A 15,787-nucleotide genomic window follows, 5' to 3' on the forward strand; every position below is an offset into this window, starting at 1 on the left:
GGGCAGTGCTGCGCTCGTCACTCGCTTCCCCCGTTCGTGGGCGGCGTGCCCACCGCATCGCTGACCGGTTGCAGCAGCTCTCGCACCCACTCCCTGAACTCGTCACCGGCCCAGAGCGATTCGAAATCGGGATGGGCGCGCTGCAAGGCATCGGCGCCGCCTCGCCTGTTCCCCTTCGCGTCCGGCTCGACCTGAGTGCGATAGCAATCGCGCGCGGCTTCCTCCGCGGCCGCCTCATCGCCGCGTTCCAGCTTGCGCATCCACGCCGCCGCCACCTGCACGTCGAACGGCAGCGGCCTGCGCATGCCCTCCTGCCAGGCCCGCAGCACCGCGTCCCAGTGCTTTTGCACTTCGGCAGGCGCGAGCGGCTGGAAGCGGGCCGTGCCCGCCTTGCTCAGCACGATGGTCGTGAGCGGCTCGCCATCCAGGTGCCCGGCCAGGTGCGCCACCCAGTGCGGCACCAGGCGTTCGTACCGCCAGCAGCCCTTGTCCACGATGCCGCTGTAGTCGAGCACGAGCCGGGCGCGCCGGCCCGAGCCATCGCTGCGCAACGCGTCGAGCCAGTCCTCGACCGGCAGCGGCTCGTCCTGCGCGACAGGTTCATCGTCCAGTCGCTGCGGCCATTCGGCGAGCACCCGCGCATAGCCCTCGAACAGCCGCTCCATGGGCTCCATCAACTCGTCCCGGACCTGCCGCGCGAAAGCCCCATGGGGCAACTCGCCGCGCCGCGAGATGCGCTCCAGTTGCGCACGCATCGCGTCCTCGCGCGGCAAACCGCGGTCCACGGCCGTGCGCTGCACGCGGATCAACTCGCCCTGCAGCGTCCAGTTCTGCAGCCCGTCGATCACGAAGGGTTCCTCGTCCTCCGCCACCGGGTCGTCGTCGCGGAACGCGACGTTCAGCCGCTGTTCGAGGAACGCGCGCGCGGGATGCTTGAGCAGGTCACCGAGCTTCTTGAGCGTGAGCGGCTGCGTGGGAACCAGGGGCGGCAGCAGCTCAGTCCCGGCTCTCGCCACGGCCGGTTCAAGACTCGAGCGCCACTCGCGCGCATAGCTGAAAAGCCGCGGCGTGCCGCCGTCGAAGTACGCGGGATGGAACGGCTGCAACCGGTGCTCGACCGTGATCGCCGCCAGCAGCTGCGCGCCTGCGTTCGTTTCATCGCGCGCACGCGACATCGACCATCCCGCGGCGATGTGGTCGCGCAGCTGCGCCACCAGCACCGAAGGCGGGCGCTCCTGGTTGTCCTGCGCACTGCGGCCGACCCAGCTGATGTGCAGGTGCTCGCGCGCGGACAGCAGCGCCTCGAGGAACAGGTAGCGGTCGTCCTCGCGCCGCGACCGGTCGCCGGGCCGGTGGTCGCCCGTCATCAGGTCGAAGTCCATCGGCGTGCGGCTGCGCGGATAGTCGCCGTCGTTCATCCCGAGCAGCGCCACCCAGCGGAACGGGATCGCACGCATCGGCATCAGCGAAGCGAAGGTGACGCCGCCCGCAAAGAAAGGCTGCTGCAGCGCCGGCGGCTCCAGCGCCGACATCCAGTGCTCGCGCACGACGGACAACGGCAGCGGCTCGTGGAGTCCGGCGCCGGCGCAGGTCTGCTCCCAATCGTCGAGCGCCGTTCGCGCGCGCAGCAGGGTGAGGCCTTCCGCACTGCCATCCGGCGCAACGAAAAAATCATCGAGAAGGCTCCGCAACCGCGCCGCCCACACCGCCGGCGGGGCCGGCTCGCGCAGCGCGCGCCAGAGCGCTTCCAGAGACTGCGCCAGCCGCACCAGCGGGCCGAGCAACGCGGCTTCGAGCCCGCCCACCTCCTGCATCGGCTCGATGCCGTTCCAGGCCTCGCCCGCCCCGACCGCGTACCCCAGCACCATGCGGCGCAAGCCGAAGGCCCAGCTGTTCTGTTCGAGTCCCGCCGGCAGCCCGAGCGACTCGCGGTGGTCCGCGTGCAGGCCCCAGCGCACGCCCGCCGCGTCCAGCCACTGACGCAGCAGCGGCAACTGCTCCTCGGCGATGCCGAAGCGTTCGCGCAGCGCCGGCACCTGCAGCAGGTCCAGCACTTCGCCGGCCGCGATGCGCGACTGCGGCAAGGAGAGCAGGTGGTCCAGCGCGGCCAGCAGCGGCTCGCGCATCCGCTGGCTCTGGTCCGAAAGCCCGAACGGGATGTGGCGGTCGTCGTCCGGCTCCACGAGGCCGAACACCGCCTGCACGTGCGCGGCGTAATCGGCCACGTCGGGCACCATCACGATCACGTCGCGCGGCCGCAGGGTCGGGTCGGCGGTGAAGGCGGCGAGCAGCTGGTCGTGCAGCACCTCCACCTCGCGCTGCCGGCCATGCGCAACGTGGAACGTGATGGATGCGTCCTGCGCCGGGTCCACCGCCGGCCAGAGCTCGCGCGTCTCGCCCAGCGGCCGCAGCTCGCGGATGTCGTCCTGCAGCTGTCGCAGCAGCGTGTCCTGCGGCCCGGCCTCGAACAGGTCGACCCTCTGGCCGATCGCCACGAAGCGGCCGCTGTATTGCGCGGGCTGGTCGTAGTCGTCCAGCAGCCGGATGAAGTCGCGCCCCTGGCGCCCCCAAGCGGCCAGGAGCGGATGCGTGATCAGGTGCAGCGCGTCGTCGCGAGGCTCGCCGCGCAGCCCGGGACGCCGCGCCTGCCGCCGCGCGCGGTGCAGGTCCTGCTCCGCCACGATGTGCGACCAGTCGTGCTCGCACGGGTTGTGCACGCACAGCAGCACCTGCGACCAGCGCGATGCGGCATGCAGCACCTCCAGCACCTGGCGCGGCAGCGTCGAGATGCCGAAAACCGTGATGCGGCGAGCCAGGCCCGCGGGCGGCGGCCCTTGCCACGTGGCCACGGTTTCGAGGAAGCGGCGGTGCACCTCCGCGCGGCTGCCCGCCGCGCCCTCGGGGCCCACGTCGGCCAGCAGTTCGCGCCACAGCTGCGGCTGCCAGCGAACCGCATCGGGCACGGGCTGCCCGCGGCCGTCGGCGCGCGGCAGCACGTCGTGGCCCGCCCCCCAGCGCGCCAGCCAGTCGGCCCGGTAGACCTGGTACTGGTCCAGCAGGTCGGCCAGGCGCAGCGCGAGCTGGTGGCGCTTGCGCAAATCGTCGTCGTCGCGCAGGAAGCGGCGCAGGGGTTCGAACTCGGGGCGCTCCAGCAGCGCCGGCAGCAGCCGCATCAGCCTCCACGACAGCAGCGCCTTGTCGAAAGGCGACTCGGCGGGCACGCGATCGCGGCCCAGCACCGCCCGATACACGTCCCACAGCGCGCGCGCGGGCAGCGCGGTCGTGAGTGCGGCGGCGATGCCCGCGCCGCCGTGGGCCGGGTCCGCCGCGAGCGACAGTTTGAGCCATTGCGCGATGCCGTTGCTTTGCACCAGCACCAGCTCGTTCTCCAGCGGCGCGAGCGGATGGCCGCGCATCCAGGCCAGCATCAGGTCGCGCAGCGATTCGGGCCGGTTGCCGTGGACGACCATGAAGCCGCCGCTCCACCCCTGGGCAGCGGGCGCGTCGAAGTCGAACGCGGCTTGCGCGCTGTCAGCGGATGGAGGGGCGGATCGGCGCCGGGTCATCGCGGGCGCTCCGCGGAAGGGATCAGCCGGATCGTCGCTGGAGAAAAGGGCATCGCGGGAACGAACTCGAGCGCCGCTTGCGGCGCCCGGGCATCGTACCCGCTCGTGCGGGGCAGGGATCCGGCGTCAGGATGGCGATTCGGTCGGCGCGCGCATTCGTTGGCGCGAAAGCGCCGGCGTCACCACCAAAGCGACAGCATCAGGGCCGCCCAGGCGATCACTGCACCGGCGATGCCGACCTTGAAATACGGCGTGCCCACCAGGCCGGCATCTTCGGCCCCGAAGTCGGCGCTGCGGGGAACAAACCGGTCGTGTGCGTCGAACATGGCCATCTCTCCTGGATGGCATCCATGCTTGCAGCGGCGCGCATTGGCTCAGGTAGGACGAAGCTGGCGAGCGCCGTGCGAAAACCCGTGCAGCCCGACGGCAGGGCCCGGGGCGCCGTCCTACACGCGGACTGCCGTGTTGCTGCCCCGGCCACCCCGCCGCGCTTGCCATGATCCCGGCGGTGAACCAACCCATCACCCCCACTGAAAGCCAGCTGCTGGCGAACCTGCTGCTCGCCAGCGGCCGCGACCCCGCCAGCTTCAGCGCAGTGGTCCAGCCGGATGGGCTCGTGCGTGTGTCGGGCCCGAAGGGCACGGCTTTCTACCCGCGCGACAGCTGGTTCACGCGCTTTTCGCGCCACCTCGACAAGTCGTTCTTCGATCCGGAAGTGCCGCCGCCGGCCGGACCGAGGGTCGAGCGCAAGGGGACTGCTTCGCTCTGCTGATGAGCGCGGCCCGCCGGCTCGTTCGAGTCCGGACGTCCGCAGCTGTAAACCGGTCCGCGCGCCGCACGTTGCTTGAGTGCGCGCGCGAAGCAGCCCAGGCACTAGTCCGATCGAGCCAAGCCGCGCGACCGCGTCCGACATTGCCGAGCGTTTGCGCTGCTGAGAATCCATCGCATGACCACCTTGCAAGAAGCACAAGCCTCGATCCGCCGCGTGCTGCGAGACCATGGCCGCCTGACCACCGATCCCGAGAAGCTGCCGGCCGACGCCGATCTGGCCCAGTGCGGCATGACATCGAATGCGAGGGTGAACGTGATGCTCGCGCTCGAAGGCGAGTTCGAAGTCGAGTTCCCCGAGTACATGGTCCGGCGAAACGTGTTCCGCAGCATCGCGTCGATCGAACGCGCGCTGCGCGAGCTGATCGCCGACTGACGCACGCGGCGGGAGCGCAGCAGCCCGACGCTATAATCCCGCGCTTCGGTACGCCGGAGTAGCTCAGTCGGTAGAGCAGCTCATTCGTAATGAGAAGGTCGGGGGTTCGATTCCTCTCTCCGGCACCAGACAGAAGAAGGCCGCCAGTGGCAACGCTGGCGGCCTTCGCGTTTGTTGCGCCGCAGGCGGCGCCTCAGCACGCGTACGGCGCCCAGTAGTAGGTGCTGATCGTCGGCGTATAGCCCGGGTTGGCGAACTTGGCGATGTACAGCGAGCCGCTGTAGCTGACGATCGACCCGGCCGCGTACGGCCGCCCCTGCACCCATGCGGGATAGCTGCAGCTTCCGCTTCCCGGCGTCGCAGAACCCGTCGCCACCGGCTGGGACGCGCCCGTCCCACCAACCTGCACGATGCTGCCCACCGAAGGCACGCCGCTCGTGTCGACGAGGAACAGCATGTACATGCCCGGCGGCGCGAGGTTGGCATTGGCCGGCGCGGTGATGTCCAGCGAGCCAGTGCCCGCGGTGAACGGCAGCACGTTCAGGCGCTGGTCCATGTTGAACGCGTGCGTCACCGACGACAGCCTTATCAAGCTGACTTTGCCGATGCCTGCCGCTTGCGCGCTCTGCACGGTGAACCGCTGGCCATACGCGAGTTGCGCCGGCACGCCGCTCATGGCGGGGCGCGCGCCCTTGAACAGGTACGGCGGCGAGAAGATCTCGACGTCGGGCACCACGGAAGCGGCGCCTCTCTCGCCTCCCATAACCGCCACCCGCCCGTCCGGCAGGAGCAGCGCCGCGGAGTGGTACAGCCGCGGGACGGTGCCGCTGGCCAGCGTGGTCCACGCTTCGGTGGCGGGGTTCCACAGTTCGGCCGACAGCACGGGTGTGTTGGGGTTGTTGTGGCCCGGTCCGGAGGTTCCGCCGGTCACGAGCACTGTGCCATCGGGAAGGATCGTACTGTTGAGGTGGCGCCGCGCGACGGACATCGGCGCGACCGTGCGCCAGGCGGGTGACGGTGAGTTCAGGTCGATCACCTCCGCCGAGGCCTGCGGCGGATCGCCGCCGCCGGCCACCAGGATCTTTCCGTCCGCGTACAAGGCCGCCGTGCCGTAGTCGCGCCAGCCGCCGTTGCGGTTGGCGACGAACGACCAGTTGCCGGTGCCGCTCGTGTCCAGCGAGCGCGTGAACGTGCTCGGCCCGACATCGATCACGCGTCCGTCCGGCGCGACGAACATCATCGGGTACATCGGCTGCGCCAGCTGCGCGCTGGTGAGGTTGCGCCAGCTGTTCGTGGCGGGCTGGTACACCTGCGGCAGCGTGTTCATGCTCATCGAGGTGTCCATCGATCCCGCCACGACCAGCGCATCGCCGTCGGGAAGCATCGTCACGGTCGGGTACCAGCGTCCCGCATTCATGTCGGGCGCAGGCGTCCAGCTGTTGGTGCGCGGGTCGTACACCGAGGCCTTGGCCAGCCCGACGAAATCGGCGATGTGGCCGCCGGCCAGCAGCACGCGGCCGTCCGCCAGCAAGCCGTGGCCGGCGCAGAACAGGTCGTAGCCGGGGCTCGGCAGAACGTCGGCGGACTGGGTGATCGGGTCCCAGAGGGTCTGCGTGCTGTTTCGTCCGAACATCGCGATCCGCCCGTTCGGCAGGTACACGTTGTGGACCGGCGAGATCGGCAGGTTCTGCACCTTCGTCCACTCGCCGGTGACGTTCGCCTGCGCGAAGACGTCGCCGACGCCGATGAAGGAAAGGGATGCGGTGGCCAGCAGCCCGGCCGGGAGCGCGCGCAGGGCTTTCATGGCCGCACCGGGCGCAGCAGGAAGACGCGCACCGGACCGTGGGCGTGAGTGTGGGCGGGGCCCCCCGCGTGCGCATGCGCGCCCGCGGGCTCGTGGGGGGAAGCTTCGTGGCCGACCGCCACGATGGCGCCCGCGTTGTTGATGCCGGTCGCCTTGGTCAGCACCATCCTCGTCAACGCGACGAGGCTGTTGAGGTCCCGCATGCCGCCGGAGCGCGTCCACACGAAGGCGCGATGGCCGGCGGCGCTGCCGGTCGTGCCGACCACGGCGCCGGCGTCGTTGATGCCCAGGGCTTCGCTCGAGTCGCCACCCGGCAGCGCGCCGAGCGGGGTCACCTCGCCGCTGGCCGCCCACACGGCCGCATGGCGCAGCGTCCCTGCGGAGTTGGCCGTGTAGCCGGCCGCCTCGCCGCGGGCGTTGACGGCGAACGCTTCGCCGGCCACGTCGCCCGGGATCAGTTGAAGCGAGCGGGCCGGTTGGCCGCGCGGCCACGCCACCGGCAATCGTCCGGCCGCAGCGGTCACCACGCCGGCCACATCGCCCGTGCCGGAGATGTCGTTCGCCCGGCTGGCCAGCGCTCCCGCGGGAGCCGGCAAGGCGATCGGCTTGCCGGTGGCGTCCCAGAGCACCGCGCGCTCGCCGCTCGCGCCGCTGGAAAAGCCCACCGCTTCGCCCAGGTTGTTGATGCCGAACGCCACGCTGGCGTTGTCGCCCGCGAGCGGCGGCAGTTCCTTGACTCCGCCCGAGCGCGAGCCCATGAACGCGCGCACGGCGGTCCCGTTGTTCGCGCTGCCGACGAAGACGCCGTGGTCGTTGATGGCGAACACCGTCGGGTCTTCGCGGTCGCCGAGCCCTTCGATGTCCTGGGGGATGGCGCCCGCTTCGAAGACAAGGCCGCGGCGCGCACCGCTGTCGCGCGCGTCCTCCCGGCGTCCTGTCCCCCCGACATGGCCCTGGAGGTTGGGTCCGCGCACCACCGGGACCTGCGCCTGCGTGAGGGCGCCGAGGTCGACGAGGGTGTAGGAGGGAGCGGCTGCGGCGGTGATCGCGCCCGCCGTCAGCGCCAGGAAAACGAACACCGTCCGGACCCAAGGACCGGAGCCCCGTACTGCAGGCCTTCGCATGTCCACCTCCTCGCGAAACCGGCTGTTCGCCGACCCCGCGAAGTCATTCTGGAACTGCGACGCTGATCAATGCGCGTACCAGTTGTACCAAGTGCATCTCGGGGTGCACGGGGGTCGATACTGTATGCTCGTACAGTGCTTCTTTATGTGTACGCACTGAGGTGGATGGGCGAGCGAAAGAGCCGCCACAAGCTGGTCGAGGCACTGCATGGCGACGTCCGCCTGGAGCCCTACCACGTCGGCTGGACGGGCCGTACCGCGCTGCTCGCCTGCCTGTTCCGGCCCGGAACACGGGAAGAACTGCTGCCGCGCCTGGAACGAGCGAGATTGCTTCGCCTTCGGGAGGCGCTGACCGTCACCGGGATCGAGTCCATCCCTCGCGGGCGCAAGAGCGTGGAGCATTACCGCCAGACGTGGATCTGTGCGGCGGCCCCGATCGCGCCGGAGCGGTGGCCGCGCAGGCCCGGCCCGCGCCTGTCCTGCGGGTTCGATCCGGAGGACGACGATGCGGAGGATCTGCCCGCGACGTGATGTCCGCATCCAGGGCGCTCATAGGCATCCCCCCTAACACCGCGCCCCCGCTTTCCTTAGCTCGACGGCCGCGCTCGAAGCCACACTGGGTCCTCAACACGGATGAGGACAGCGGTGTGGGAATGATGCAGGCGATCACCGAGTGGACGAGGCGCACCGGCTCCTCGTTCGGCGGCTCGCGTCCGCAGTTTCCGGAAACCGAGTTTCCCCATACCGTCGCGAGCGCGCGGGCGTGCATGCCGGACCTGCCCGGCGACCTGATCTATCGCCTGCGGCACTGGCCTCGCCTGCCCAGCGCGATGCGCACGGCCGAAGTGCTGCGGCTGCTGTCGGTCATGAGCAGCCGGCCCCTGCGCCGCAGCTGGATCCTCGAGCGCACCCGCCTCGGCGAGGCGCGCCTGGACATCCTGACGAAGCGCCTGTGCACGCAGGGCGCGCTGGACATCTTCGACCCCGCCCTGATGCCGGCCGAGCGGCCCGCGCGCTGAGCGCGCCGCCTCAGGCCGGCTTTTGCGTCATCGCATCCACGGCCTTGACCGCCAGCACCTTGTCGATGCGCTTGCCGTCCAGGTCCACCACTTCGAAGATCCAGTCGCCGCAATCGATGCGCTCGCCCACGCGCGGCAGGTGGCCCGACACGGACATCAGCAGCCCGGCCACGGTGTTGTAGCGGCCGCGGTCTTCCTCGGGAAGGTCGCGGATGTCGAGCCTGGCCTTGAGTTCGGCGACGGGCATGAGGCCGTCGAGCAGCCAGGAGCCGTCGTCGCGCGGCGTGGCCCAGGCTTCGGTCTGCACGTCGGGCCGCAGTTCGCCCGTGATGGCCTCCAGCAGGTCCCGCGGCGTGACGAGGCCCTGCACTACACCGTACTCATCGACGACGAACACGACCCGGTGCGACTGCCGCCGGAACTGCTCCAGCAGCTCCATGCCGGTGAGCGTCTCCGGCACGAACGCGGCGGGGACGGCCTGCGCCTCGACGGCGCCCTGGTGGGCCGGCCCGAGCGAAAGCAGCCGCGCGACGCTCACCACGCCGACGACGTCCTCCAGCGAGCCGCGGCACACGGGATACCAGGAATGCGCGCCGCCCTGGCCGGCCAGCACCAGCGCCTCGGCCACGCTCGCCGACGCGTCGATCCACTCGACGTCCGAACGCGGCACCATCATCGAGGATAGCGCGCGGTCGTCCAGGTGGAAGACGTTGCGCACCATCTGGTGCTCCTGCGCCTCGATCACGCCGGCGTCCACGCCTTCTTCGAGGCTGTGCGCGATCTCCTCCTCGGTCATGCCGCGCACCTGGGTGGTGTCGATGCGCAGCAGCTTCAGCACCGCCTGCGTGGTGGCCGACAGCAGCTTCACGAAGGGCGAGGCCGCGCGCGCCAGCCAGTCCATGGGCAGCGCGACGAGGCGCGAGACGTTTTCCGGATGGAGCTGCGCGATGCGCTTGGGAACCAGCTCGCCGAAGATGATGCTGATGAAGGTGATGATGGCCACGACGATCGCGGTGGCGACGATGGCCGACGGCGCATGCGGCATGCCGAATCCCTGCAGCCATCTCGCCAGGCCCGCGCTGAAGGCGGCCTCACCCACGATGCCGGTGAGCACGCTGATCGAGGTGATGCCCACCTGCACGGTGGAGAGGAACTGCGTCGGATGCTCCAGCATGCGCAGCGCGACGACGGCGCCCTTGTCGCCCTCCTCCGCCAGCGCCAGCAGGCGCGCCTTGCGGCTCGATGCCAGCGCCATCTCGGACATCGCGAACACGCCGTTGAGCAGCGTCAACAGCGCGATCAGCAGAAAATCCATGACTCACCGGGAGGGTCGGACACGATGGGACTTTATCTGATCGGGGATGTGCAAGGCTGCGACGCCGCGTTGGGTCGGCTGCTGGCCAAGGTGGATTTCTCCCCGAGCCGCGACCACGCCATCCTGCTTGGCGACCTGGTCAACCGCGGGCCGGAATCGGCCGCGGTCCTGCGCCGGCTGATGGCTTTGGACGGCACCGCGACCTGCCTCCTGGGCAACCACGACCTGAGCCTGCTCGCCGTCGCGCACGGCCGGCGCGCGCCGCACGGCAACGACACCATGGACTCGGTGCTGCTCGCGCCCGACCGCGACGCGCTGCTGCACTGGCTGCGGCAGCAGCGCATGGCGCTGCACGAACACGGGCTGCTGATGGTGCACGGCGGCGTGCTGCCGCAATGGGACCTGGCCAAGACGCTTTCGCTTGCCGGCGAGGTCGAGGCGGTGTTGCGTGGCCCGGAACTGGTGGAGTTCCTCTCGCGCATGTACGGCAACGAGCCGGCGAAATGGGATGAGTCTCTCTCGGGCGCGGATCGCCTGCGGCTCGTGGTCAACGCCCTCACCCGGCTGCGCTTCTGCACGCCGGAAGGCGCGATGGTGCTGAAGGCCTCGGGCGGCCTGGACGCCGCGCCGCCCGGCACCCTGGCCTGGTTCGACGTGCCGGGGCGGCGGACGGCCGACGTCACGATCGCGTTCGGCCACTGGTCGCAGCTCGGGCTGCTGCTGCGCGACGACGTGATCGCGCTCGACACCGGCTGCGTGTGGGGCGGCTGCCTGAGCGCGCTGCGCTACGACCCGGCAACGGGATCGCGCGAGGTGATCCAGGTGGAATGCGAGCAGGCGCAGGCGCCTGGGGACTGACCGCTTCCTACTGCGTCGGCTGCTTGAACAGCGCCGCGACCTTGCGGCGCCCGCTCTTGATGTTCGCCGACACGCGGCTCACCGCCGGCTTGGCCGCGCTCTCCCACGCCGGCTTCGCCTCGGTTTCGGGCGCCTGGTACGGCTGGTCGAAGAAAGGATCCTTGGGCGCCGACGGCGCGCGGGCCTCGCGCTGCGGCCGCGGAGCGCGCTCGCGTTCGCGCGCTTCTTCCAGCACGTCGCGCGGGTCGCCCAGCTCGCCGCGCTCGCGCCAGGTTCGGCGGCCGTCGTTGATGCGGCCGCGCGGGCGGTCCTCGTCGAACTCGATCGGCTCGAGCTCGACCTTCTTCTTCAGCAGCTTCTCCAGGTCGGCGATCAGCCGGCCGTCGCTGCCGGACACGAGCGTCACGGCCAGGCCCGAGGCGCCCGCGCGGCCGGTTCGGCCGATGCGGTGGATGTAGTCCTCGGCGTTGAACGGCACGTCGAAGTTGAAGACCGCGGGCACGTCCTTGATGTCCAGTCCGCGGGCGGCCACGTCGGTGGCCACGAGCAGGTCGACCTCGCCGGCCTTGAACGCGGCCAGCGCCTTGAGGCGTTCGTCCTGGCTCTTGTCGCCGTGCATGGCGACGACCTTGAGCCCTTCGCGCTCGAGCGACCGCGCCAGCCGCGCACAGCCGAGCTTGCTGTTGACGAACACGAAGGCCTGGCTGATGCCGCGCTGGCGCACGATCTGGTGCAGCGCGCGGCGCTTGTCGTCGTCCACCACGCTGTAGAAGTGCTGCTCCACGGTGGACGCCGTGGTGTTGGGCCGCGACACCTCGATGGTCACCGGATCGTTCAGGTAGCTGTTGGCCAGCCGCTTGATCTCGGGCGAGAAGGTGGCGGAGAACAGCAGCGTGGTGCGCTGCTTGGGCAGGTACGCCAGGATGCGCTGCAGGTCCGGCAGGAAGCCGATGTCCAGCATCCGGTCGGCCTCGTCGAGCACCACGTACTCGACCTGGTTGAGCACGGCGTTCTTGGCCTCGATGTGGTCCAGCAGCCGCCCCGGCGTGGCGACCAGCACCTCGACGCCCCTCTTCAGTTCGGCCGTCTGCGGCTTCATGTCGATGCCGCCGAACACCACCGTGCTGCGCAGGTTGGTGTACTTGGCGTAGAGCTTGACCTGCTGCGCGACCTGGTCCGCCAGCTCGCGCGTGGGCAGCAGCACCAGAGCGCGCACGGGGTGGCGCGCCGGCGAGGTGGAGGAGTTCTCGTGCTTGAGCAGCCGCTGCAGCAGCGGGAGCGAGAAGGCCGCGGTCTTGCCGGTGCCGGTCTGCGCGGCGCCCATCACGTCCTTGCCGGTCAGCACGACCGGGATCGCCTGGGCCTGGATCGGCGTCATCTGCTCGTAGCCCATTTCGGCCACGGCGCGCGCCAGGGGCTCGGCGAGGTTGAGGTTGGAAAAGGAAGCAGTCATCAACCCGTCATTGTCTCACTCGCCACGGATGAGCCGGCCAGTGTCCCCTCTCCCTCTGCGAGAGGGAGGAAGTCGTCACAGCGTCCGGGCGCTAAACGTGTCGCACGCCTTCACGCTGCCGGTCTTCAGCCCGGTGGCGAACCAGCGCTGGCGCTGCTGGCTGGTGCCGTGGGTGAAGCTCTCGGGCACGACCGCGCGGCCGGACGAGCGCTGCAGGGCGTCGTCGCCGATCCGCGCTGCGGCGTTCATCGCCTCTTCCACGTCGCCCTGCTCCAGGATCTGCCGCGCGTTCTGCGCGTGGTGGGCCCAGACGCCGGCGAAGCAGTCGGCCTGCAGCTCCAGCCGCACGCTCATGGCGTTCTGCTCGGCCGCGCTCACGCGCCCGCGCAGGCCCTGCACGCGATCCGTGATGCCCAGCTGGTGCTGCACGTGGTGCCCGACTTCGTGGGCGATGACGTAGGCCTGGGCGAAGTCGCCCGGCGCGCCCAGGCGGCTGCGCAGCGTCTCGTAGAAGTTCAGGTCGATGTAGACCTTCTGGTCCGCCGGGCAGTAGAACGGTCCCATGGCCGCCTGGCCCTGCCCGCAGGCCGTCGTGATCGCGCCGCGGAACAGCGCCAGCTTGGGTTCCTGGTACTGCGCGCCGCCCTGGCGGAAGAGGCCCTTCCACACGTCCTCGGTGTCGGCGAGGACCGTGGAGACGAAGCGCGCCATCTGGTCGTTGGCCGGGACCTGCTGCGGCGCCTGCTGCTGGACCTGCGGCGCCGGACCGCCCGAGAGGATGCCCAGCAGCGTGAGCGGATTGATGCCCAGCACCGCGCCGCCGATCAGCGCGATGACGATGGTGCCGATGCCGATGCTGCGGCCGCCCAGGCCGCCGAAGCCTCCGCCACCGCCGCCGCTGCGGTAGTCCTCGACGTTGTTCGATTCCCGGTTGCCTTCCCAGCGCATGATTCGACCCCTGCGGTACAGTGAATCCATGCTAAGTCCGAAGGCTCCCGCCCCTGTCGGCCTGCGCCGCATCCTCGTCACGGGTTTCGACCCATTCGGCGGCCAGTCGATCAACCCGAGCTGGATCGCCGTGCAGGCGCTGGACGGCCTGGAGCTCGACGGCCACCGCGTCGTCGCCGCCGAGCTGCCCACGCAGTTCGGCCATTCGCTGCGCGCGCTGGACGAGCTGATCGACGCGCACCGGCCGAGCCTGGTGGTGTGCACCGGCCAGGCCGGCGGGCGCTCCGCGATCTCGCTCGAACGCGTGGCGATCAACATCAACGACGCGCGCATCCCCGACAACCTGGGCAAGCAGCCGATCGACACGCCGGTGATCGAAGGCGGGCCGGTGGCCTACTTCAGCACCTTGCCGATCAAGGCCATGCTCGCCGCGATGCTGGCCGAGGGCGTGCGTGCCGACGTGTCGCAGACGGCCGGCACCTTCGTGTGCAACCACGTGTTCTACGGCCTGATGCATCGCCTGGCCACCGACCCTGCGTGCGAAGGCATCCGCGGCGGCCTGGTCCACGTGCCCTGGCTGCCGCAGCAGGGACATCCCTCGATGACCGCGGAGCAGTTGTCGCTGGGCCTCGAGGTGGCGCTGCGCTGCGCCATCCACACCCATCGCGACGTGAGGATTCAGGCCGGCGCGCTGAACTGAAACACGCCCCCGCCTAAAATCAGGGGGTGCCGCCCCTCAATGCCGACCTCCACTGCCACTCCGTGGTCTCCGACGGCACGCTGACGCCGGAGGCGCTGGCCGCGCGCGCCGCGGCCAACGGTGTCGAACTCTGGGCGCTCACCGACCATGACGAGATCGGCGGCCAGCACCGCGCCGCGGCGGCCGCGCGCGAGAACGGCCTGAAGTACCTCACGGGCACCGAGATCTCGGTCACGTTCGCCGGTGAAACCGTCCACATCGTCGGCCTCGGCTTCGATGCCGACGATCCGCGCATGCACGAAGGCCTGACGGCCACCCGCGGCGGCCGCGGCGCGCGAGCGCTCGAGATGGCCGAGCAGCTGGCGCAGGTTGGCATCCACGGCGCGTACGAAGGCGCGCTCAAGTACGTCGGCAACCCGGAACTGATCTCCCGCACGCACTTCGCCCGTTACCTGGTCGAAGCCGGCGTGTGCAAGGAGACGAACGAGGTGTTCCGGCGCTACCTCACGGAAGGCAAGCCGGGCTTCGTGCCGCACCGCTGGGCCAGCCTGAAGGATGCCGTCCGATGGATCACCCAGTCGGGCGGCGTGGCCGTCATCGCGCATCCGGCGCGCTACAAGTTCACCCCGACCGAGGAGTACGCGCTCTTCACCGAGTTCAAGGCCCACGGCGGCCAGGGTGTCGAGGTGGTGACCGGCAGCCACACCTCGGCCGAGAGCGCCCGTTACGCGGACACCGCGCGCGAGTTCGGGCTGGCCGCGTCGCGCGGCAGCGATTTCCACAGCCCCGACGAGAGCCACACGGACCTCGGCCGCCTGCCGCCGCTGCCGGAGGACCTCACCCCGGTGTGGCACCTGCTGGCGGACCGCATCCGGTGACCTCCCCGCCGCAGCCGCGGCCGCGCAGCTCCCGCAGCGAGTTGGCCGGCATCGCCCTGGTGCTCGGCGCCTGCGCGTGCTTCTCCGCGCTGGACACCACCACCAAGGCGGTGAGCCCGTTCGTGCCGCTGCTGATGGCCCTGTGGTTCCGCTACGCCTTCCAGGCCGTGGCGACCACGGCGATCGTGCTGCCGTGGCGCGGCTGGGGCGTGCTGCGCACCCGCCACCTGCCTTTCCAGTGCCTGCGCGGCCTGCTGCTGCTCACCAGCAGCCTGCTGGCGTTCCTGAGCCTGCGCTACATGCCTGTCGGCGAATTCACGGCGATCGTGATGATGGCCCCGCTGGCCGTCACGCTGCTGGCGGCCACGGTGCTCAAGGAGCATGTCTCCGCGGTGCGCTGGACGCTGGTGGCCGGCGGCTTCGCCGGAACGCTGGTCATCATCCGGCCCGGCGGCGAGAGCTTCAGCTGGGCCATGCTCCTGCCGCTGGGGCTGGTGGTCAGCAACGCCTGGTTCCAGGTGCTGACCAGCCGGCTGGCCCGCACCGAGGATCCCGTCACGATGCACCTGTACACCGGCTGGGTGGGCACGCTGCTCGCCTCGCTGGCGCTGCCCTTCGTGTGGACCTCGCTGGGCAGCGGCTGGCACTGGGCCGGCCTCTGCTTCATGGGGCTGGCCGCCACCGTGGGCCACTTCATGCTGATCCTCGCCTTCCGCAATGCGTCGGCCTCGACGCTGACGCCCTACCTGTATTCGCAGATCGGTTTCGCGATGCTGGGCGGCTGGCTGGCGTTCAACCACGTCCCGGACGGCTGGTCGCTGCTGGGCATGGCGCTGATCGCGGCCTGCGGCGCGGCGGGCGCATGGGTCACGGTGCGCGAGTCCCGCGCGCCTGCGCTGCAGACGGCGAAGGCCTGAG

At 70.4% G+C, this 15,787-nt stretch carries 15 protein-coding genes and 1 tRNA gene; 9 read left to right on the plus strand and 7 right to left on the minus strand.

Annotated elements, in window-relative coordinates; all coding sequences use genetic code 11:
* Window positions 1–17: 17 nt before the first annotated feature.
* Complete coding sequence (recC, locus tag EZ313_RS14580) at window positions 18–3,566, minus strand: exodeoxyribonuclease V subunit gamma (RefSeq protein ID WP_135264012.1); 3,549 nt, start codon at window positions 3,564–3,566, stop codon at window positions 18–20.
* Between the two features lie 179 nt (window positions 3,567–3,745).
* Window positions 3,746–3,892, minus strand: a complete 147-nt coding sequence (locus tag EZ313_RS23315; protein ID WP_167772585.1) for a hypothetical protein — start codon at window positions 3,890–3,892, stop codon at window positions 3,746–3,748.
* 182 nt (window positions 3,893–4,074) lie between these two features.
* Between EZ313_RS23315 and EZ313_RS14585 the strand changes: the two genes are divergently transcribed.
* The 3 genes from EZ313_RS14585 to EZ313_RS14595 all read left to right on the plus strand — a co-directional run bounded on the left by EZ313_RS14585 (window position 4,075) and on the right by EZ313_RS14595 (window position 4,898).
* The gene (locus EZ313_RS14585; RefSeq protein ID WP_135264013.1) at window positions 4,075–4,338 is read left to right on the plus strand and encodes a hypothetical protein; all 264 of its coding nucleotides are present in this window, start codon (window positions 4,075–4,077) and stop codon (window positions 4,336–4,338) included.
* 174 nt (window positions 4,339–4,512) lie between these two features.
* Window positions 4,513–4,770, plus strand: coding sequence for an acyl carrier protein (locus EZ313_RS14590; RefSeq protein WP_135264014.1), 258 nt, complete (start codon window positions 4,513–4,515; stop codon window positions 4,768–4,770).
* A 52-nt stretch (window positions 4,771–4,822) separates the two neighbouring features.
* A tRNA-Thr gene (locus tag EZ313_RS14595) sits at window positions 4,823–4,898 on the plus strand.
* A 65-nt stretch (window positions 4,899–4,963) separates the two neighbouring features.
* On the opposite strand, the gene EZ313_RS14600 is transcribed toward EZ313_RS14595, so the two are convergent.
* Complete coding sequence (locus tag EZ313_RS14600; RefSeq protein ID WP_135264015.1) at window positions 4,964–6,574, minus strand: galactose oxidase-like domain-containing protein; 1,611 nt, start codon at window positions 6,572–6,574, stop codon at window positions 4,964–4,966.
* Window positions 6,571–7,653: a hypothetical protein gene (locus tag EZ313_RS14605; RefSeq protein ID WP_167772586.1), complete on the minus strand. Its 1,083-nt coding sequence runs from the start codon at window positions 7,651–7,653 to the stop codon at window positions 6,571–6,573. The genes EZ313_RS14600 and EZ313_RS14605 overlap by 4 nt, the downstream gene beginning before the upstream one ends.
* A gap of 210 nt (window positions 7,654–7,863) precedes the next feature.
* Between EZ313_RS14605 and EZ313_RS14610 the strand changes: the two genes are divergently transcribed.
* Entirely contained in the window at window positions 7,864–8,229 is a 366-nt protein-coding gene (locus EZ313_RS14610) for a hypothetical protein (protein WP_135264017.1), read from the plus strand.
* Window positions 8,230–8,345: 116 nt separating this feature from the next.
* Window positions 8,346–8,717, plus strand: coding sequence for a hypothetical protein (locus EZ313_RS14615; protein WP_135264018.1), 372 nt, complete (start codon window positions 8,346–8,348; stop codon window positions 8,715–8,717).
* A gap of 10 nt (window positions 8,718–8,727) precedes the next feature.
* Here EZ313_RS14615 and EZ313_RS14620 read toward each other — a convergent pair whose 3' ends face one another.
* Complete coding sequence (locus EZ313_RS14620; protein ID WP_135264019.1) at window positions 8,728–10,032, minus strand: hemolysin family protein; 1,305 nt, start codon at window positions 10,030–10,032, stop codon at window positions 8,728–8,730.
* A gap of 24 nt (window positions 10,033–10,056) precedes the next feature.
* Between EZ313_RS14620 and EZ313_RS14625 the strand changes: the two genes are divergently transcribed.
* Window positions 10,057–10,890 (plus strand): symmetrical bis(5'-nucleosyl)-tetraphosphatase, encoded by an 834-nt coding sequence (locus EZ313_RS14625; protein WP_135264020.1) that lies wholly within the window; start codon window positions 10,057–10,059, stop codon window positions 10,888–10,890.
* Window positions 10,891–10,897: 7 nt separating this feature from the next.
* Here the strand turns inward: EZ313_RS14625 and EZ313_RS14630 are convergent, their stop codons facing one another.
* Together EZ313_RS14630 and ypfJ are read right to left on the minus strand one after the other, a co-directional pair.
* Entirely contained in the window at window positions 10,898–12,343 is a 1,446-nt protein-coding gene (locus EZ313_RS14630; protein WP_135264021.1) for a DEAD/DEAH box helicase, read from the minus strand.
* Between the two features lie 75 nt (window positions 12,344–12,418).
* On the minus strand, window positions 12,419–13,291 hold the full coding sequence (gene ypfJ / locus EZ313_RS14635) for a KPN_02809 family neutral zinc metallopeptidase (protein ID WP_135264661.1): 873 nt from the start codon (window positions 13,289–13,291) through the stop codon (window positions 12,419–12,421).
* 61 nt (window positions 13,292–13,352) lie between these two features.
* On the opposite strand from ypfJ, the gene pcp reads away from it, so the two are divergent.
* The 3 genes from pcp to EZ313_RS14650 are packed head-to-tail and all read left to right on the plus strand — an operon-like array spanning window position 13,353 to window position 15,786.
* A complete protein-coding gene (pcp, locus tag EZ313_RS14640) occupies window positions 13,353–13,991 on the plus strand; it encodes a pyroglutamyl-peptidase I (RefSeq protein ID WP_205960433.1) in 639 nt (212 codons plus the stop codon).
* A 26-nt stretch (window positions 13,992–14,017) separates the two neighbouring features.
* A complete protein-coding gene (locus tag EZ313_RS14645) occupies window positions 14,018–14,869 on the plus strand; it encodes a 3',5'-nucleoside bisphosphate phosphatase (RefSeq protein ID WP_135264023.1) in 852 nt (283 codons plus the stop codon).
* On the plus strand, window positions 14,866–15,786 hold the full coding sequence (locus tag EZ313_RS14650) for a DMT family transporter (protein ID WP_240788656.1): 921 nt from the start codon (window positions 14,866–14,868) through the stop codon (window positions 15,784–15,786). The genes EZ313_RS14645 and EZ313_RS14650 overlap by 4 nt, the downstream gene beginning before the upstream one ends.
* The last annotated feature ends 1 nt before the right edge of the window (window position 15,787 follow it).

Source organism: Ramlibacter henchirensis (genome assembly GCF_004682015.1).
Taxonomy (GTDB): Bacteria; Pseudomonadota; Gammaproteobacteria; order Burkholderiales; family Burkholderiaceae_C; genus Ramlibacter; species Ramlibacter henchirensis.